This is a genomic window from Streptomyces sp. NBC_01506, from assembly GCF_045040295.1.
Lineage (GTDB): Bacteria > Actinomycetota > Actinomycetes > Streptomycetales > Streptomycetaceae > Streptomyces.
The window spans coordinates 231,963-250,009 of record NZ_CP109422.1; the positions used below are offsets into that span (position 1 = coordinate 231,963).

Sequence of the window (18,047 nt, forward strand, 5' to 3'; positions counted from 1 at the left end):
GGCGGTGCCACCCCCTCGCCGTTACCGGTCCGCCTCGTCCTCGCCGCCGGTGCGCTCGCACCGCTCGTCCATGCCGCCGGCGCCGGTGGCGTAGTGGATGTGAATGCCTTCCTCGCCCGGTGCCCGGTCTGGGCGCAGTATCAGATGCTCGTCGTAGTCACCGCCGTTCTGGCTGCGGTACGGGATCGGCTCGGTGCGCGGAAGCGTCAACAGCCGCTGCCGCAACTGGCCCACGGCGGTCTTGTACTCCGCGTCGGACAGTTTGACCGCTCCGTTGACAACGAGCGGCGGCACCACCGTCATGCCCGGATACCACAACGTGCCGTGCAGCAGCGGGAACAGCACCTCGTTGATGTCGCCGTGGATGCCGCGCGGTCCGGTCGTCGCCGCGTTGGCGCCGACCGTCGTCAGCACCAGGGCACGTCTGCCGACCAGTCCGCCGCTGCCGTAACGCTGCGCCCGGCCGGTCTCCGGGTCGAGCACGCCCTGGGCGAAACCCTGGATGAACAGCCGGTCGAACCAGCCCTTGAGGATCGCCGGCGGGCCGAACCACCAGAGCGGGAACTGCACCACGAGCGTGTCGGCCCACAACAGCTTCTCCTGCTCCGCGCGGATGTCCTCGCTGAGCGTGCCGTTCTCCAGGGCGTACTGGGACTCGGTGAGGACGTCGAGCCGCGCGTGCGGGTCGTGGTGGAAGTCCCCGTGACCCACCACCGGGTTCCACTCCATGGCGTACAGGTCGGACTCGATCACCTCGTGCCCGTGTTCACGCAGCACGGCGATTCCCTCGTCGCGCAGCGCGCCGTTCAGCGAGCGCGGATCGGGATGGGCGTACAACCAGAGCACCCGCACGGTCCGCCACCTTCCTTTCCTCGGTACGACGACAGTGTTGATCAGTGGATGGTGATCCGTTGATCAATCCTCCATGCTACTTGCGCCCCGTCGGAGCCTTCCGGGCGCCGAACGCGACTGACGCGGCGGTGGCGGTGGCGGCCCGGTGCTCGCTCGGCGTGACCTGCCGCAGGCGCTTGAAAGCGACGCTCAGGGCGAAAGTGTTGGCGTAGCCCACCTTGCGGGCGATGGCGCCGACCGTGTCATCCGTACCGCGCAACAGGTCCGCGGCCAGCGAGACGCGCCAGTTGGCGAGATACGTCATCGGCGGCTCACCGACCCGCGCGGTGAAGCGGCGGGCCAGCGCGGCGCGTGAGACCCCCGACTCGGCCGCCAGCCTCGCCACCGTCCACGGGTCGGCCGGCCGGTCGTGGAGCAGCCGCAGCGCGTGCCCGACCAGCGGGTCGTCCGCCGCCCGGTACCAGGGCGGCGCCGAGGTCCCCGGCCGGTCGAACCAGCCCCGGAGCGCGGAGATGAGCAGCAGATCCAACAGCCGGTCCAGGACAGCCTGTTGGCCGGGGCTGTCCCGCGCCAACTCGGCGGCGACGAGATCGAGCATCGGCGAGTGGCAGTCGGCGTCCGGGATGACCAGCACGGGCGGAAGCGCGCGGAGCAGCCGCTCGCTGACCCCGCCCGCGATGCCGTACGCGTTGTCGTACGCGCCGCTGAGCAGCACGGTCGCGGTGTCGGGGACGGCGGCCGGATCGTTCGCACCGCAGTAGGCGGCCCGGTCGATCACGGCGCGCGGCGGGGTGTGCGGATCGTCGGCGACGGTGTACGGCGCCGAGCCCCGGACGAGCGCGATGTCCCCGGTCCCTACGCGCACCGCGTCGCCCTCGGCGGGGACGAGCCACGCCTGGCCGCGCAGCACCGTGGCGAGCGTCAGCGGGGCACCGGAGGCGAAGCGCAGCGACCACGGTGAGGTCATGGCCGTACGGCTGAACACGGCGCCGCGCGCCCGTACCCCGTCCAGCAGGTCCGTCAGTACATCCATGTCGGCCAGCGTAGACGCTCAGACATCGAAGTGAGCCTGACAGCCATGGATCGTCTCGGGGCGGGCGGCTTGACTGGGGCCATGAGAGACGAACAGATTCTGGTGGTGGGCGGTACGGGCACGACCGGCAGCCGGGTGGTGGCCCTGCTGCGTGAGCGCGGAGTCGCCGTGCGGGTGGCTTCGCGCACCGGAGAGCCACGCTTCGACTGGATCGACCGGGGCACCTGGGACGGGGCGTTGGACGGTGTGACGGGGGTGTACGTCGTGCCGTTCGACGGGGAGTCGTTGACGCGGCCCTTCGTGGAGCGCGCCGTGGCGCGCGATGTCGGGAGGATCGTGCTGCTGTCGGGGCGCGGGGTGGATGTGCCGGGGTACGCGGGGGAAGCGAGCGTGGCGGGGCCGACGCATGTCGACGGCGAGGACGCCGTACGTGGCCTCGGTACCGGTACCGGTACCGGTACGGGGAGTGGAGCCGGGGGCGGGGGCGGGGCCGGGACGCGGTGGACGATAGTGCGGCCCGCGTGGTTCGCGCAGAACTTCAGCGAGGGCTTTTTCCTGGACGCTGTCCTCACCGGTGAGCTGCGGCTGCCGGCCGGCGACGGCGCGGCGTCCTTCGTCGACGCAGACGACATCGCGGCCGTGGCCGTGGCGGCGCTCACCGAGGACGGCCACGGCGGGCGGACGTACGAGCTGTCGGGGCCTCGTGCGCTGACGATCGCCGAAGCACTCGCCGAGATCTCCGGGGCCGCCGGGCGCGAGATCCGCTATGTGCCGCTGTCTCCCGAGGAGTTCGTCGCCGAACTCAGGGAGCAGGGGCTCTCCGCCGCCGAGGCGGCGGACTACGCGGAGTCGCTGTCGCCGCTGCGGCGCGGGCTGGACAGCCATGTCTCGGACGGCGTGCGGCGCGCGCTCGGGCGGGAGCCGCGTGACTTCCACGCGTTCGTGAAGTCGGCGGCGGCGGACGGCGCTTGGAGGACGCGGCGCTCGACGAACTGACGCTCCGTCAGGCGTGCTGGCCCGGAGCGGGAGATCCCCTCCGGGCCTCCTCACCCCGCCAGTTGGACCGCCACGGAGATCCCGCCCGCCATGAACGCGGTACCGACCAGCATGAACACCATCTGCACCCCGTGCCCGTAACCCTCGATCCGCATCCGTTCGGGGCGCCGCGGGTCGTAGCGGATCCGGACCGGGGTGCCGGGCCGGAACCGGCCCACCCACGAGCGCCCGTACTCCGACTCCACCTCCATGCTCCGGCCGTCGGCGGTGGTCCAGCCGACGACCGGGCGGTGGATCGAGCCGCCCTGCCCGTTGGACGTCGTCTTCAGCCGGACGACCTGGCCCGCGGCCCGGACGCCGTCGCGCCGCAGGGCGAAGGAACGCCGGAGACCGACGAACCCGATGACGAAGACGGCGGCGCCGACGCCCGCGAACGCGAGGGGAAACAGCCAGTCGGGCACAGGTACACACTCCCTCACGGCGCCGCTCGCGGTCACCGGTCAACTTCCGCACATGTACACGTACACCTGCACGCACAGGTCAGGACGTGTCGTGGAGGCTACCGGTTGCCTCCCCCGAACCCACGACGTCGGCAGGCAACTGGTTCGACGGAACCGGCCGCGTGATCCGCGCCCCGCTCATCCGCGCGCGGAGCGCGCCGTATCCGCCCGGTACGCTGACCCGTCTATGCGCCGCTTCCCCCACACAGACCGCTCGCGCGCCGGGCGGTCCGTCTTCCTTGCCCCGCTGGCCGCCGTGGTGGCCCTCGCGGGCGCCGCGGGCTGCGCGGCCGAGACCGGGGCACGGGACGGTGGCCCGGCGCCCCGACTGTCGCCGCCGGTCAGCTCCGCGCCGCTGTGGCCGGACTACGCGCCGCCGGTGCCGCCGACGGACGGGAACGCCGACAGCGAGCCGGCCTTCAAGCGGTATCTGCCGGTGCGCGGCGTCAGTGTGCCGACGGGCGGGCTCAGGAAGCTGTCGGTACGCCAACCCATGACGAACGACCCCAACATCCCCGAGTTCGTACAACTCGCGCTCCAGAGCTGCCCGGGGGCCGAGTGCGGTCTGCGCGAACCTGTGTACCGCGATCTGACCGCCGACGGTCAGGACGAAATGGTGGTGGCCCTGGACGAGCCGTCCTCCGGGCTGACGCTGATCCAGGTCTACCGAGCCTCCGGCGACACCGTGCGGCCGGTACTGATCAACTGGGGTCCCGAGGGCCTTACGGGCGAGACCTTCGGCACGGACCTGATCATCACCTCGACGGGCCAGAACGGCCGTGTCACCACCCGCTACCGGTGGAACGGCGAGGTGATGACTGTCGAGAACCCGTGGAAGACGTCGGACGACGGGCCGCGGCCGCCCGACCCGCTGGCTCCCGAGAAAGCGGAGCAGGTGCCTCGCCGGGCCACGCCCGCACCGGTGCCCCAGACCGGTACCGACACCGGGGAGCGGACACCGTGATGAGGTCGTCGGCACGTCCCTCCCCGCCCGCCACGGCGGCCGAGGCCCGGCTTCTCCTGGTCGAGGACGACGAGGTGATCCGTAACACCGTACGGATGCTGCTGGAGCGGTACGGATTCACCGTGGCCACGGCGGGCGACGGGCTCACCGGGCTGGAGATGTTCCGCGAGACCGGCCCCGACCTGCTGCTGCTCGATGTCATGCTGCCCGACCTCGACGGCATCGGACTGTGCCGCCGGGTACGGGAGTTGAGCCTGGCACCGATTCTGATGATGTCGGCGCGCGGGGACGCGCTGGACGTCGTGGCGGGTCTGGAGGCGGGGGCCGACGACTATGTGGTCAAACCCTGTGAGAGCGCGGTGCTCGTCGCCCGTATCCGGTCACTGCTGCGGCGGGTGTCGTTCACCCCGGCCGCGTCGGGCGCGGGCGGGAGCACGGGCGCGGGTGGGGGCGCGGGCAACGGCGGTCAGGCGGACGCCGCCGTACTGGCCTTCGGCGATCTGACGGTCGACACCCGCGGCATGGAGGTACGGCGCGCCGGACAGGTCGTCGCGCTGACGCCCACCGAGCTGCGGATGCTCCTCGAGTTCGCGGGTTCACCCGGAGTCGTCCTCGAGCGCCGCACCCTGCTCAGCCGGGTGTGGGACCACGCCTGGCACGGCGACACCCGGGTGGTCGACCTCCATGTGCAGCGCCTGCGGGCGAAGATAGGCGCCGACCGGATCGAGACGGTCCGCGGCTTCGGCTACAAGCTGCGGCGCTGACGTGGCCCTGAGATGGCGGATCGCGGCACTGGTGGCGGCTGCCGCCTGCGCGGTCGCCGCGGCGGTCGGCGTGCTGGTGCACCAGTTCTCACGGGACCGTGAGCTGTCGCAGGCGCGCGAGGCCGCGCGTGTCACCCTCGACCGGGCCGCCGTGACCTACGCCCGTACCGGCGAGGTCCAGGGCTCGGGGGCGGCCCTGGACGCGCCGGGACTGCCCGGTGGGCTACGGGAGTTGGTCGCGGACGGGCGCCGGGGGACGGAGTTCACCAGCGGCTCCGCGGGGCCCTCGATGTGGGCCGCCAGACCCGCCGGCGACGGGGTGCTGTCCGTACGTGTCGATCTGACCACCACGATGCGCGACATCGGGGCGCTCGACGCGAGCATCGTCGTGGCCGGTCTGATCACCACCGCCGTGGTGCTGCCGCTGGGGGTGCTGACCGCCGGGCGGATGAGCCGCAGGCTGCGTACGGCCGCCGGCACCGCGCGCCGTATCGCCGCCGGGGATCTGGACGCGCGGATCGCGGCGGGACCGCGTCCGCGCGACGAGATCGCCGACATCTCGACGGCCGTGGACTCGATGGCCGGCGCGCTCCAGAAACGGCTCCTCGGTGAGCAGCGCTTCACCGCCGATGTGGCGCACGAGCTGCGTACGCCGCTGATGGGGCTGGTGACGGCGGCCGAACTGCTGCCGGAGGGTGAGGCGGCCGGGTATGTGCGCGACCGGGTACGGGTGTTGAGCACGCTGGTCGAGGAGCTGCTGGAGATATCCCGGCTGGACGCGGGGGCCGAGCACGCGGATCTGTCGCCGTGTCCGGTGGGGGCGCTGGCGCGGGACGTCGTGGCGCGCGCCGGGCTGGACGCGAAGGTCCTGGCGGCGGGCGAGGACGAGAACGAGGCAACGGTGCGGACGGACTCACGGCGGCTCGAGCGCGTCCTGACCAATCTGGTGGTCAACGCGCACCGGCACGGCCGCGCCCCCGTCGAGATCTCGGTGTCCGACGACGGCAGGACCGTGACCGTACGCGATCATGGCCCCGGCTATCCGGCCACGCTGCTGGACGACGGGCCGCAGCGCTTTCGGACCGGTGCGCGCGAGCGCGGTACGGGGCACGGGCTCGGCCTCACGATCGCGCTGGGCCAGGCCCACGTCATCGGCGCCACACTGACGTTCGCCAACGCGCCCGACGGTGGCGCCCTCGCCACGCTCCGGTTGCCGTAAAGCACGTCTGTCGCGGACAACACAGCGCGTCTGTACGGCAGTTGGGGACGAACCGCCCATCGCGGCGGCCCGCGGAACCGCTGATACACGGCCGATACATCTCCGCGCGTCAGCCGACACGTTCCTTCGCCTTGACGAAGATCTTCGGCGCCGACGATGACGCCATGCGTATGCGTATCCGTCGCCTCTTCACCTGGCGCAAGGCTCTGGCCGCCTGCGTCACCCTGTGCTTCCTGGTCGTCGCGGCGTTCACCGTGCTGTACCTGGTCATCGACATCCCGAAACCCAACGAGCAGGTGAAGGCGCAGAGCAACGTGTATCTGTTCAGCGACGGCAGCCGGCTCGCCCGTACCGGGGAGGTCAACCGCGAGTCCGTACCGCTCGACAGAGTGCCCGAGGACGTGCGGCGGGCGTTCGTCGCCGCCGAGAACAAGGACTTCTACAGCGACTCCGGTGTCTCCGTCTCCGGCACGGCGCGCGGCATCTTCAGCACGCTGACCGGCGGCGGCAAGCAAGGCGGCTCGACCATCACACAGCAGTACGTGAAGAACTACTACCTCAGCCAGGAGCAGACGCTCACCCGCAAGGTGAAGGAGCTGTTCATCTCCCTCAAGGTCGACCGGCACAACTCGAAGGACGACATCCTCGCGGGATATCTCAACAGCAGCTACTACGGCCGGCTCGCGTACGGCGTCCAGGCGGCGGCACGTTCGTACTACGCCAAGGAGGTCGAAGACCTTGACGTCGAGGAGGGCGCGTATCTCGCGGCGCTGCTCCAGGCTCCCAGCCAGTACGACTGGGCCGTCGCCTCCCCCGCCGACAAGCGGAACGCGAAGGCCCGTTGGGGTTATGTGCTCGACAACATGGTCGGCGAGGGGTGGCTCGACAAGGACGACCGGCGGGCGATGCGATTCCCGGTGCCCGTGGTGCCCAAGGCATCGGCGGAGCTGGCCGGGCAGGCCGGCTATCTGGTGGACGTCGCGCGGCGTGAGCTGATCGCCGCGGGCGTCGGCGAGCAGGAACTGGCGGGCGGCGGCTGGCGGATCACGCTGAACATCGAACCGAAGGCGCAGGAGGCGCTGCGCGAGGCGGTGGCCGCCGGGCTCAACGTGCCGGGTACCGGCCCGAAGCCGAAGGCTCCCCAGCGGATTGTGGACCGGCAGGCGGGCGCGGTGTCCGTGGAACCGAAGTCCGGGCGCATCGTGGCGCTGTACGGCGGCGACGACTACTTCGAGCACTACCTGAACAACGCGACTCGAGCCGACTACCAGGCGGGCCCGACCTTCGCGCCCGTGGTCCTCGCGGCGCAGGTCGAGGCCGAGCGGAGCCGCGAGGGGAAGCTGGACCCTGACACCATCAGGAAGACCGCTACGGACCTGGGGATGACCGCGGACCCGGCCGGCTTCGCCGCTCCGCAGGCGATGTCCCTCGGGCTGATGGGCGCGAGTCCGCTGGAAATGGCGGGGGTCCACGCCACGCTGGCCAACGACGGCCGGAAGGTCACCCCGTCGATCGTGAAATCCGCGCGGCGCGGCGAGCGGACCGTGGATCTGCCGGAGGCGACCGGCGACCGAGTGATCGGCAGCGCTTCCGCGAAGTACGCCCACGCGTCACTCTCGGGGAAGGCCCTGGCGGGCGCGACGATGTGGCCCGAGAAGGCCGTTCCGCCGCTGCTGGAAACGGCCGAGACGAATGGCGGCACGGATGCCTCGGGGCGGACCGACGACAGCAAGGCGGAGTGGTTCATCGGTTCCGCTCCGGATCTGCTGACCTCGATCGCGCTGTTCGGCGAGAGCGCCAAGACGGGCAAGCCGGTGGTGCTCAAGGGCATCGAGGACAACCCCGCCGCCCGGATCTGGAGCGCCTATCTCACGTCGACGGTGCCCGAACCTGCTCCCCCGCAAGGTCCTTGACGGTATGTCAGGCACGTTGTGTGCCGGCCCGCCCCACCCCCGTCCAGGGGCGGGACGGCACACGCCGCCCCTCGCGCACGCCGTCCCCCGCGCACGCCGGTCACCGCGCACGCCGGTCACCGCGCACGCCGTCCCCCGCGCACGCCGGTCACCGGGACCGGACGTCAGTCGCCGGCCCCGGGCCGCTCGTCCAGCTCGTCGGGAAACTCCCGGTCGCCGGCCCGGGGTGTCTGCGGCCCGTGACCCGTCATGATGACCGTCTGCTCGACCCGTACCATCCGGAACACGTCCTCCGCGATGATCACCTGGTCCTCGCCACGCTCCACCGCGTCGGCCGCCCGCCCGAATCGGCCGGCGAACTCCCCCGCGTGCGCGCCCCGTGCGCGCAGTACGGCGCCGAGATCGAGCCGCGCCTCCTCCTCGAAGGGCACGGCCGGGAACAACTGCCGCCAGCCGCCCTCCTCGTGGATCATGGCGGCGTAGGCCGTGTAGTGGGAGACGGACATCCGCTCCCACTCGGGGCCGTCCACCCGGAACTCCTCGCGAAGTTCCTCTTCCCGCTTCCCGACCTCCAGCAGCCGCCGGGCCGCCGCGTCGTCGAATGCCTCATCTGAGCTCGCGTCCATGCCCTTAGCGTGCCGCACGCCGCGGTGCCCGGCGCGGGGAATCATCGATATGCCGGGGTCAGGGCTGCCAGACGCCGGTGCGCGCGACGTCCGCGGCGAAGTCCGTGAAGTCCTTGGGCTTACGGCCCAGGGCCTCCTCGACGCCGTGCACCAGGTGCGCGTTGCGCCCGTCGTTGATCAGCTCGAACAGGTCGGCGAACTCGGCGGGAGCGCCCACCGAGACGAGGACGTCACGGTAGTCCTCGAGCGCGACCGGCACGTAGGTGATCTCGCGGCCGGTGGCCTTGGACAGCTCGGTGGCGATCTCCGCGAAGCCGATCAGCCGGGGCCCGGACAGTTCGTACGTCCGGCCGATGTGCCGGTCGTCGGTGAGCGCGGCGACGGCGACGTCCGCGATGTCGTCGACGTCGACGAAGGGCTCGACCGCGTCCCCGGTCGGCAGCGCCAGCTCCCCGGCGAGCACGGGCTCCAGGAAGAAGCCCTCGTTGAAGTTCTGGTTGAACCAGCTCGCCCGCACGACGGTCACATCGGCGCCGCTGTCGCGCACCTTGCCCTCGGAGATCAGAGCGCCTTCCTCGCCCCGCCCGGAGAGCAGCACCAGCCTGCGTACGCCCTTGGCGACGGCACGCTCCGCGAACGCTCCGACGGTCTCGGCCGCGCCGGGGAAGGCGAGGTCGGGGTAGTAGCTGATGTAGACGGCTCCGACGCCGTCCAGCGCGTCGTCCCAGGTCTCGGGCCGCTCCCACACGAAGGGGATCTCGCTGCCGCGTGAGGCGATACGCACCGGGAGTCCGCGCTCGGTGAGCCGGGCGGCCACGCGCCGCCCGGTCTTGCCCGTACCGCCGGTGACGAGCGTGGTCCGCGCCGCCGCTGCCCGCGTGTTCTCGGTGTTCTCGGTGTTCTGGATGCTCTGGGTGTTGTCCGTGTTCTGTGTCATGCCTTCAGTCAAGTACGGGGCGGGCCCGCCGGACATGGCCGTAAAGCTCACTCCCATAAGCGTGCGTCTCGGCCGGTGCGCGCGCCTTCGCCCCATACCCCCGTACCAGCGGTACTCCTCGCGCAGTAGTCGCGGGCCATCCGGCCAGCCGATGCGCCATGAGCCGTACCGGGTGGAGTGTGGAGCGACGGCGAAGTACACGTGGCGGACGGGGAGAGAGCGGATGGACAGGGACCTGGCCGAGTTCGGCCGACGGTGGGCGAAGGCCGAACTCAGCGGTGACGTCGACGCGTTGGACCAGTTGCTCGCTGACGACTTCCGCGGGGTCGGTCCGCGCGGATTCATCCTCGACAAGGCGCGGTGGCTGGAGCGCTACGCGTCGGGCGACCTCATCCATGACTCCTTCGACTGGACGGAGGTGGAGGTGCGCCGGCACGGCGACGCGGCGGTGGCCATCGGTGTGCAGTGCCAGCAGAGCATCGTGGACGGCCGGGACGCCGACGGGCGCTTCCGCGCGACCCAGTTCCTGGCCAGGGCCGGGGACATTGCCAAGGACGGGGACGGAAACGACAGCGGTGGCGGTGGCGGGTGGCGGCTCGTCGGCATCCATCTCAGTGCCATGTCCGAGCCGCTGCCCTGAACCCCCGGTCCCCGTTCGAGCGCCGTTCGGGCACCGGCGATCAGTCGTGTACGGCGGCCAGTTCGCGCACGGTCGCCATGTCGCTGAACGGGATCAGTGTGTCGCCGACGGTCTGGTACGGCTCGCTGCCCTTCCCCGCGATCAGCACGATGTCGTTCCTGCCCGCCGCCGACAGCGCGAACTCGATGGCCGCACGGCGGTCGGCGTACCGCTCGAAGCGGGTGCCGGTGGCCGCGAGACCGGGCGTGATCTGGTCGAGGATCCCCTCGGGGTCCTCGTGACGGGGGTTGTCGGAGGTGAGCACGCACAGATCGGAGTGGGTGCCCGCGATCTCGCCCATCTGCGCGCGCTTGGTGATGTCACGGTCGCCGCCGCAGCCGAACACGGTGATGACCTGCCCGGTGGCGAAGTCGCGGATGGTGCTCAGCACCTTGTCGAGCGAGTCCGGGGAGTGCGCGTAGTCCACGATGACCGATGTGCCGCGCGGGGTCTCGAAGCGCTCGAAGCGCCCCGGGATCGGCGGCATCCGGTCGAGCGCAGTGACCAGCCCGCCCAGGTCGTGCCCGAGGAGATGGCAGGCGGCGACGGTGGCGAGAGCGTTGGCGACGGAGAACCGGCCGGGTACGGGAATCGCCGCCGGGTATTTGCGGCCCGCGTGGTGCAGCGTGAAGCGCGTACCGAAGGCGTCCATCGTGAGGTCGGTCGCCCGGTAGTCGGCGTCGGCGTCCAGCGCGTACGTGGTCACCGCGCCGGGCATGAGCGCCCCGATCCCGGCGCCCACCGGATCGTCGACGTTCACCACGGCCCGCCGGCAGAGCCCCTGGAACAGCCGGAGTTTGGCGTCCCGGTAGTTCGCCATGGTGCCGTGGTCGTCCAGATGGTCCTGCGTGAGGTTGGTGAAGATGCCGATGTCGATGTACGAGTGGTCGACCCGGTGCGTCAACAGCCCCATGGACGTGGCCTCCAGGACCACGGTGCTGACGTCGCGGTCGCGCATGACGCCGAGCAGGTACTGGAAGTCGGGCGACTCCGGGGTGGTGAGCACCGAGCGGGGCATGGGGATCAGCTCGTCCCCGATGCGGCTGCCCGCCGTGCCGATGACCCCGACCACTGCCTGCTCGGCGATCCGCAGCACGGACTCGACCATGTACGAGACGGATGTCTTGCCGTTGGTCCCGGTGATGGCGACCATGTCCATCGCGAGGCCGGGATCGCCGTGGTAGCGGGAGGCGACGACGGCGGCTGCGGTACGGGTGTCGGGCACCCGTACGACACACACGGCCGGGTCGGACGCCCAGGCGGCGATCGGCAGATCGGCCGTCGCCTCGTCCACGAGCACGGCGACGGCGCCGCGCGCGAGCGCGGGCCCGACGGATTCGGGGCCGCCCTCGCGATGGCCGGGGACCGCGATGAACAGCGAGCCGGGTGACACCCGGTGGGCGTCGAAGCAGATTCCGGCGGTGACGGCCGTATCGGGATCGCCCTGCAGAATCTCGTGGTCGTGCCCGACGAGCAATTCGCTCAGCTTCACAGGGGATCCTCTCGGAGGTACGGCTCGGCCGCCGTCAGGCGGTCACCCGTGGAGGTGCCGACGGCACGCCGAAGCGTCGCGGGGGTTGGGGCGGGGCGCGGGTGCGGGTGCGAGGTGCGCAGTGCGGGTGTCGCTGGGGAGAGCGGTGGGGCTCGGAGGAGCGGGCTGCTCTGCACGAAGGTGCGGATGACAAGAGGACGCCTCGGGGAGGATTCCCACCGGGCGCCGTAGGCCGAGAATCGGCGGCGAAATCGCTAGGTCTTGTCCGGGCGGTCTTTGCCGGGCCCGAAACGCCTGGCACGGCACCTAGCCGTGACCGTGCAGGGCGTAGCACAGCGCGCACGAGGCCAGTCGAAGGCCCTCCGTCGCAGCATGTGTATTACCCATGAGTGGAGTGTACGTCCCATGGGGCTGTCCCGGTTCCGTCGTCCCGCACATCCAGCCACGTCCGACGACGCGGGACAGGCGCGGGCGTGAGCCGGTCCGCGCTCGCGTACCACCGCACCGGAGTCGCGCCGGGAGAACGCCGACGGCCGGTGGCCGGTCGTGTTGACCGGCCACCGGCCGTGGGCCGTTTCCGTCTGTCATGCCCGGCCGCCGTCGCGCGGCGGCCCGATCTCAGACTCTGTCCTCAGACCTTCTCGCCGGCGCCCGCGCCGGTGCCGCCGCCCGCCGCGAGCTTGATGCCTCCGGTGATCTCGTCCATCACGGGCAGCTTGGGTGCCTTGTCGTTGATGTCGAATCCGGAGCGCACGATGATCAGCATCTCTTCCGCGCCGGGAGCCGGCGACGGGAAGGCGAGCGACTGCACGTACCCGTCGTCGCCCTTGCCGGTGACGACCTTCCACCGCACGAGATAGCCCTTCTTGCCGGCGACGGTCACCGCCTCGGACTTCAACTCCTCGTGCGAGGAGATCTCTCCGTAGCTCTCGCCGCCGTAGGACTCCTCGGCGTTCTTCGTGATGTCGGCCTCGGCCGCCGCCTTGGCGGTGGTGGCCTTGATCTCGAGTGCGATCGCGGGGACGGATTGCACCCCGCCGCGTACGCAGGACTGGTCCGGGTTGCCGGGGCAGGGGTGCTCCCCGGTGGTCACTCCGGCGCCGACGGGGCCGGACTGGCCGTCCCAGCCGTCCGGCACGGGGATGCTGATCCCGCTGGCCATGTCGGTGGCGTAGCCGTCCTCGGTCGGTATCTCCTGCTGGGGCGCGCCGTCCTCGCCGCCACCGCCGGGCGCGTCGGGGCCGCCGGGCGGCTGCGACTCACCGGGTGCCGGTCGCTCCTGACCCGGCTTGCTGGGGCTGGTCGATGGGGTCGAACTCGCCTTGTCCGCCGAGCTGTCGCCGTCGTCCTGGAGGAGGAAGAAACCTCCGACGACGGCCAGCACCACCACGGCGGCAGTGGCGGCGAGGGCGATTCGCCGGCCGCGCCGCCCGGCGACCGGTGGCGGGGCCGCCGGGTAGGGCGGCAGGCCGGGCGTGCCCGCCACGGAGGGGGCGCTCCAGGTCGCCGTGGAATCGGAACGGACCATATCGGTCCAAGCCGACCCGTCCCACCACCGTTCCTGAGGCGGGCCTTCACCTTCATGTCCTGGGTCCGGATACCAGCCGGGCGGAGTCGTCTGCGTCACGTTCTCACCATAGGCATATGGTCCGACAAAGCTGGTGAGAGGGCCATGAGAAATCGACGGACTTCAATTCCCGGCCGGTGCCGTGCCATCCGGCCAAGGTGCCCGGCCGGCGCGTCAGTCCCGTCCCACGATCCCCCGGATCACCCCCAGTGCAAGCAGATCCTGGGGGCGCAGCCTCAGTTGGTCGGCCGTCGCTCGGGTCTCCTCGGGGGGCCGTTTGAGAATCGCCGTCGCCAGTTCGGGCGCGATGACGGAGAAGTAACTGTCCGGCGTGGCCCAGGTGTTGCCCGGCGCCGCGAGCGCCAGCGCTCCGCCGGAACCGCCCTCGCCGATCAGCAGACTGGTGACGGGCACACGGGCGGTGGCCACGGCGGCGAACAGGTCCGCGATCGCGCCGCCCGCCCCGGAGCGCTCCGCCTCGGCGTCGTTGGCGGCGCCGGGGGTGTCGACGAGTGTGAGTACCGGCAGCCCGAGGCGGTCCGCGAGCCGGATCAGCCGGGCGGCGGTGCGGTAGCCGGCCGGGAGGGTCGCGGTGCCGCACTGGGCGGCGTACGCGACCGTACGGCCTTCGTGTACGCCGAACCCGCACAGCATGCCGGGGTCGGTGCCGCCGCCGCGGTCGCCGTTGATGGGCTCGCGGCCGGTGAAGTACGCGTCCAAGTACGCCTCGGCACGCGGGCGTCGGGGGTCGCGCGCCAGGCTCACCGCGTCCCAGCCGGTGGCCGGCGGTGCGCAGTGGCCGAGTCCGGCGGGCGGCTCGGCGGCTGCCACGGTCACATGGGTGCCGCCGGGTCCACGGGTACCGTCCGTCAGCAGCGTCAGCCAGCGGCCGACGGTGTCGCGCAGCTCCTCGGGCCGTACCACCGCGTCGATATGACCGGCCGTCAGTTGGGCCTCCGCGGTGTACGCGTACGGGTCGGCGTCCGGCGGTCGTACCCGTGAACCCGCGAACCCGATCTGGGCGCCCGGCAGGGCCAGGATCACATCGGCGCCCGCGCCGAGGGTGGCCCAGCCGCCGCCCGTCGTCGGGTCGCGCACCACCGCGATCTGGGGCAGCCCCGCCGCTCTGGTGAGAGCCGACTGCCGTGTCACGCGCTGGAGTTGGAGCAGCGCGAGCATGCCTTCCTGCATCCGGCTGCCGCCGGTGGCGATCAACGAGACGACGGGCAGCCGCCGTTCACGTGCGTGGGTGTACGCCGCCTCCAGCCGGTCTCCGGTGCGCTCCCCCAGCGATCCGCCGAGGAAGCCGAACTCGAAGGAGATCAGGACCACTTCGGTGGCTGCGACGCGGGCGGTGCCGCAGATGACGGACTCGTCCTCGCCGGTGCGTGTCGCCGCGCGGGCGCGGGCCGCGTCGTATCCCTGCCAGGCCAGGGGGCCGTCCGGGGCGGAGGAGTCCTTCGGCGCGGGCAGTTCGGTGAAGGCGGCGGGAGCGCCCTGCGGGGTCGCTCCGGTGAGGGTGGCGACCGCCTCTCGCGCGCTCATCCGCTCAGCCACGGAGGGCCCGCTTCATGATCTTGCCCATGTCGTTACGGGGCAGCTCGGCCAGATAGCGCACGGTGCGCGGCCTCTTGTGCGAGGCGAGCTGCGCCCCGACGTGCGCCGCCAACTCCTCGGCGGACGGCGGGGCATCGGCCTGTGCGGGCACGATCCAGGCGACGATCCGCTCCCCCAGGTCCTCGTCGGGCTCCCCGGTGACGGCCGCCTCGCGTACTCCCGGATGCTCCAGCAGCACGTTCTCGATCTCACCGGCGCCGATCTTGTAGCCGCCGCTCTTGATCAGATCGGTGGCCTTGCGGCCGACGATACGGACGTAACCGTCGGGGTCACGGATCGCCATGTCGCCCGTGCGGAACCAGCCGTTGTCGAAGGCGGCCTCGGTCGCGTCGGGGCGGTTCAGATACTCGGTGAAGAGGTTCGAGCCGCGTACCTGGATCTCGCCTACGGTGTCGCCGTCGTACGCGGTGATCGCGGCGCCCGTCTCGTCCACCAGCCGCAGCTCCACCCCGTCCAGCGGTACGCCCACGGTGCCGGCGCGCGGTTCGCCGTCCGCGCGCACGCTGGTGTTCATCAGGGTCTCGGTCATGCCGTAGCGCTCGATGACGCGACGTCCGGTGGCCGCCGCGATGCGCTCGTGGTCGTGGACGGGCAGCGCGGCCGATCCCGACACCAGCAGGCGCGCGCCGGTGAGTGCCTTCGCGAGCGCGGGATCGTCGGCGAGCGCTTCGGCGATGCGGTGGTACATCGTCGGTACGCCGAAGAGCATCGTGGCTCCCGAGGACAGCTCGCGCGCCACACCGTCCGTACTGAATCTGCCGAGATGGCGCACCGAGCCGCCGCGCCGCAGCGGGCCGAGGATGCCGAGGATCAGTCCGTGGACGTGGAACAGCGGCAGCGCGTGGACGAGGACATCGGCCTCGGTCCACTGCCAGGCGTCCTCCAGGGCATCCAGATTGGCGGCGACGGCGCGGCGGGGCAGGACGACGCCCTTGGGGGGGCCGGTGGTGCCCGAGGTGTAGACGATCAGCGCGGGGTCCTCCGGCGACGGCTCGGCGGGCGGCGACACGACGGGATCCGCCGCGTCCGAGCCACCGGTGACATCGGTGACGTCGGTGACATCAGTGTCCACGCGTACCAACTCGGCGAGAATCGGCGGCAGTTCGACCGACCTCTCGGCGAGGACGAGGGCCGGCGCACTGTCCGTCACGATGTGCGTCAGCTCCCGTTCACCGGTCTTGGGGTTCACCGGCACCACGGGCACCCCCGCCAGCAGCGCGGCCACCACGCCCACCGCCGTACCGAGGGTGGGAGTGGCCCAGACGGCGACCCGTGGCGCGCCGGCGATCCGGGCGGCCAGGGCGCCCGCCACCGTGGCCAGTTCGGCGTGGCTCAGTGCCTGGTCACCGAAGTGGAGAGCGGGCCGGGTGGAACCCGCCGCGAGGGCCGGGAAGAGAGGGGACACGCGTCATTCTCCTTGCTGTCGACGAGTCCGACCGGTCGTCCGGGTCGGCGAATGACCGGATCATCCGAAGCCTGGCACCACCAGCACGAGCCATACGGCTGCGGGTACCACGGCCACCACGATGCCTCCGTACACCATCAACTGCCGGAAGAAACGCTCCCGGTCGACGTCGGGTGCGGCGGCCAGCACCAGGGCGCCGTTGGTGGAGAAGGGGCTGACGTCCACGACGGTCGCCGAGACGGCGAGCGCGGCGATCATGCCGACCGCCCCGATCTCGCCCTGGGCGAGGAACGGCACGGCGAGCGGGATGAGCGCGCCCATGATGCCGACCGAGGACGCGAAGGCGGAGATGATGGCGGCGATGTAGCAGAGCAGGACCGCGGCGAGCAGCGGGATGCCGATGTCTCCGACGGCGTTGCCCGCGTAGTCGATGGTGCCCATCTCCTCCAGGACACCGACGTAGGTGAGGACGCCGCAGATGAGCAGCACGGTCGGCCAGGCGACCTCGCCGACGGCCTTGCGGCTGGCGTCCGGCCAGAAGGCGCTCAGGATGACGGCGAGGGTGATGGCGCAGAGTCCGGCGTCGAGGTCGAACGCGAGGACGGCGACGACGAGCGCCGCGAGGGCGGTCAGGGTGGCGATACGGGCGGGGGTCAGGCGTGCGGCGTCGGCGGCCAGTTCACCGCCGGCGCTGCCCTTGCCCTTGCTGTCGCCCTCGGTGCCCAGGTCACGGCCCTTCAGTTTCAATCCGCCGAACAGGACGAACACGACAGCCGCGATGATCAGGTTGACGACGAGCGAGGCGAGGAACAGTACGAGTTCGTTGCCCGGCAGATTCTCGCGCTCCACCACCCCGTTGACGATCGAGCCGTAGATGCTGATCGGTGAGAAGCCGCCGGCCTGGGCGCCGTGCACGACCAGCGCGCCCATCAGCAGCGGGCTGATCCCGTACCGCGCGGCGAAACTCAGTGCGATCGGCGCGACGATCGCGACGGCCGCCGGGCTGACGGCGCCTATCGCGGTCAGTGCTCCGGTGATCGCGAACATCACCCAGGGGATCAGCGCTATCCGGCCGCGTACGAGCCGGATAGCGGCGTGCACCAGCCAGTCCGTGGTGCCGTTGGCGCGTGCGATGGCGAAGAGATACGTGACGCCGACGAGCACCACGAACAGGTCACCGGGAAATCCGGCGAAGATACCGTCCGCGTCCAGGTCGGCGACGAGTTCGCCGACCCCGAAGGCGGCGGCGAAGGCGAGCGCGCCCATGTTGATCGAGCGGGTCGTGGCGATCACGAAGACGACCACAAGTACAAGGATCGAGATCAGTTCGGCGGACATCGGGGGGCTCCCGTCCCTGGGGCCGTTGATTACTGGCCAAGCGGTATTGGCCAAGTGGCTGGACCACTTTGAACACCGGCCCACCGGGGCGTCAAGGGATTCGACAGGAATTGGCTCAGCCACTCGGCCGCCCGATGTTAGGCTG

Annotated in this window: 16 protein-coding genes; 6 read left to right on the top strand and 10 right to left on the bottom strand. The window is 71.3% G+C overall.

The window, feature by feature from the left end; genetic code table 11:
- Positions 1-21: 21 nt before the first annotated feature.
- Complete coding sequence (locus OG329_RS01030) at positions 22-852, bottom strand: NAD(P)H-dependent oxidoreductase (protein ID WP_405791833.1); 831 nt, start codon at positions 850-852, stop codon at positions 22-24.
- Between the two features lie 76 nt (positions 853-928).
- On the bottom strand, positions 929-1,885 hold the full coding sequence (locus OG329_RS01035) for an AraC family transcriptional regulator (RefSeq protein WP_405791835.1): 957 nt from the start codon (positions 1,883-1,885) through the stop codon (positions 929-931).
- A gap of 81 nt (positions 1,886-1,966) precedes the next feature.
- On the opposite strand from OG329_RS01035, the gene OG329_RS01040 reads away from it, so the two are divergent.
- Positions 1,967-2,881: an SDR family NAD(P)-dependent oxidoreductase gene (locus OG329_RS01040; RefSeq protein ID WP_405791836.1), complete on the top strand. Its 915-nt coding sequence runs from the start codon at positions 1,967-1,969 to the stop codon at positions 2,879-2,881.
- 50 nt (positions 2,882-2,931) lie between these two features.
- On the opposite strand, the gene OG329_RS01045 is transcribed toward OG329_RS01040, so the two are convergent.
- The gene (locus OG329_RS01045; RefSeq protein ID WP_405791838.1) at positions 2,932-3,342 is read right to left on the bottom strand and encodes a DUF3592 domain-containing protein; all 411 of its coding nucleotides are present in this window, start codon (positions 3,340-3,342) and stop codon (positions 2,932-2,934) included.
- 226 nt (positions 3,343-3,568) lie between these two features.
- Here OG329_RS01045 and OG329_RS01050 point away from each other — a divergent pair, with 226 nt between their 5' ends.
- The 4 genes from OG329_RS01050 to OG329_RS01065 all read left to right on the top strand — a co-directional run bounded on the left by OG329_RS01050 (position 3,569) and on the right by OG329_RS01065 (position 8,241).
- Positions 3,569-4,345, top strand: coding sequence for a hypothetical protein (locus OG329_RS01050; RefSeq protein ID WP_405791840.1), 777 nt, complete (start codon positions 3,569-3,571; stop codon positions 4,343-4,345).
- Positions 4,345-5,109: a two-component system response regulator CseB gene (cseB, locus tag OG329_RS01055; protein WP_405791842.1), complete on the top strand. Its 765-nt coding sequence runs from the start codon at positions 4,345-4,347 to the stop codon at positions 5,107-5,109. Before OG329_RS01050 ends, cseB begins: the two co-directional genes overlap by 1 nt.
- 1 nt (position 5,110) lies before the next feature.
- Positions 5,111-6,328, top strand: a complete 1,218-nt coding sequence (locus tag OG329_RS01060) for a sensor histidine kinase (protein WP_405791843.1) — start codon at positions 5,111-5,113, stop codon at positions 6,326-6,328.
- A 164-nt stretch (positions 6,329-6,492) separates the two neighbouring features.
- The gene (locus OG329_RS01065) at positions 6,493-8,241 is read left to right on the top strand and encodes a transglycosylase domain-containing protein (RefSeq protein WP_405791845.1); all 1,749 of its coding nucleotides are present in this window, start codon (positions 6,493-6,495) and stop codon (positions 8,239-8,241) included.
- Between the two features lie 164 nt (positions 8,242-8,405).
- Here OG329_RS01065 and OG329_RS01070 read toward each other — a convergent pair whose 3' ends face one another.
- Both OG329_RS01070 and OG329_RS01075 read right to left on the bottom strand, forming a co-directional pair.
- Positions 8,406-8,867, bottom strand: a complete 462-nt coding sequence (locus OG329_RS01070) for a DUF5954 family protein (RefSeq protein WP_405791847.1) — start codon at positions 8,865-8,867, stop codon at positions 8,406-8,408.
- 58 nt (positions 8,868-8,925) lie between these two features.
- Positions 8,926-9,804, bottom strand: a complete 879-nt coding sequence (locus tag OG329_RS01075; RefSeq protein WP_405791849.1) for an NmrA family transcriptional regulator — start codon at positions 9,802-9,804, stop codon at positions 8,926-8,928.
- A 223-nt stretch (positions 9,805-10,027) separates the two neighbouring features.
- Here OG329_RS01075 and OG329_RS01080 point away from each other — a divergent pair, with 223 nt between their 5' ends.
- Positions 10,028-10,444, top strand: coding sequence for a nuclear transport factor 2 family protein (locus OG329_RS01080; RefSeq protein WP_405791851.1), 417 nt, complete (start codon positions 10,028-10,030; stop codon positions 10,442-10,444).
- Positions 10,445-10,484: 40 nt separating this feature from the next.
- Here OG329_RS01080 and OG329_RS01085 read toward each other — a convergent pair whose 3' ends face one another.
- From OG329_RS01085 to OG329_RS01105, 5 genes are all read right to left on the bottom strand, one after another.
- Positions 10,485-11,975, bottom strand: coding sequence for a UDP-N-acetylmuramoyl-L-alanyl-D-glutamate--2,6-diaminopimelate ligase (locus OG329_RS01085; protein WP_405791853.1), 1,491 nt, complete (start codon positions 11,973-11,975; stop codon positions 10,485-10,487).
- 631 nt (positions 11,976-12,606) lie between these two features.
- Positions 12,607-13,602: a DUF2510 domain-containing protein gene (locus OG329_RS01090; protein ID WP_405791855.1), complete on the bottom strand. Its 996-nt coding sequence runs from the start codon at positions 13,600-13,602 to the stop codon at positions 12,607-12,609.
- Positions 13,603-13,716: 114 nt separating this feature from the next.
- Positions 13,717-15,087, bottom strand: a complete 1,371-nt coding sequence (locus tag OG329_RS01095) for a carboxyl transferase domain-containing protein (RefSeq protein ID WP_405791857.1) — start codon at positions 15,085-15,087, stop codon at positions 13,717-13,719.
- A 4-nt stretch (positions 15,088-15,091) separates the two neighbouring features.
- A complete protein-coding gene (locus OG329_RS01100) occupies positions 15,092-16,564 on the bottom strand; it encodes an acyl-CoA synthetase (RefSeq protein WP_405791859.1) in 1,473 nt (490 codons plus the stop codon).
- A 60-nt stretch (positions 16,565-16,624) separates the two neighbouring features.
- On the bottom strand, positions 16,625-17,902 hold the full coding sequence (locus OG329_RS01105) for an SLC13 family permease (RefSeq protein ID WP_405791861.1): 1,278 nt from the start codon (positions 17,900-17,902) through the stop codon (positions 16,625-16,627).
- Positions 17,903-18,047: the final 145 nt, after the last annotated feature.

What these genes read in the sequence shown, in the direction of transcription:
- OG329_RS01035 (WP_405791835.1), bottom strand. Translation starts at nt 1,885, where the DNA reads ATGGATGTACTGACGGACCTGCTGGACGGGGTACGGGCGCGCGGCGCC.
- OG329_RS01040 (WP_405791836.1), top strand. Translation starts at nt 1,967, where the DNA reads ATGAGAGACGAACAGATTCTGGTGGTGGGCGGTACGGGCACGACCGGC.
- OG329_RS01050 (WP_405791840.1), top strand. Translation starts at nt 3,569, where the DNA reads ATGCGCCGCTTCCCCCACACAGACCGCTCGCGCGCCGGGCGGTCCGTC.
- cseB (WP_405791842.1), top strand. Translation starts at nt 4,345, where the DNA reads ATGAGGTCGTCGGCACGTCCCTCCCCGCCCGCCACGGCGGCCGAGGCC.
- OG329_RS01065 (WP_405791845.1), top strand. Translation starts at nt 6,493, where the DNA reads ATGCGTATGCGTATCCGTCGCCTCTTCACCTGGCGCAAGGCTCTGGCC.
- OG329_RS01070 (WP_405791847.1), bottom strand. Translation starts at nt 8,867, where the DNA reads ATGGACGCGAGCTCAGATGAGGCATTCGACGACGCGGCGGCCCGGCGG.
- OG329_RS01075 (WP_405791849.1), bottom strand. Translation starts at nt 9,804, where the DNA reads ATGACACAGAACACGGACAACACCCAGAGCATCCAGAACACCGAGAAC.
- OG329_RS01080 (WP_405791851.1), top strand. Translation starts at nt 10,028, where the DNA reads ATGGACAGGGACCTGGCCGAGTTCGGCCGACGGTGGGCGAAGGCCGAA.
- OG329_RS01095 (WP_405791857.1), bottom strand. Translation starts at nt 15,087, where the DNA reads ATGAGCGCGCGAGAGGCGGTCGCCACCCTCACCGGAGCGACCCCGCAG.
- OG329_RS01105 (WP_405791861.1), bottom strand. Translation starts at nt 17,902, where the DNA reads ATGTCCGCCGAACTGATCTCGATCCTTGTACTTGTGGTCGTCTTCGTG.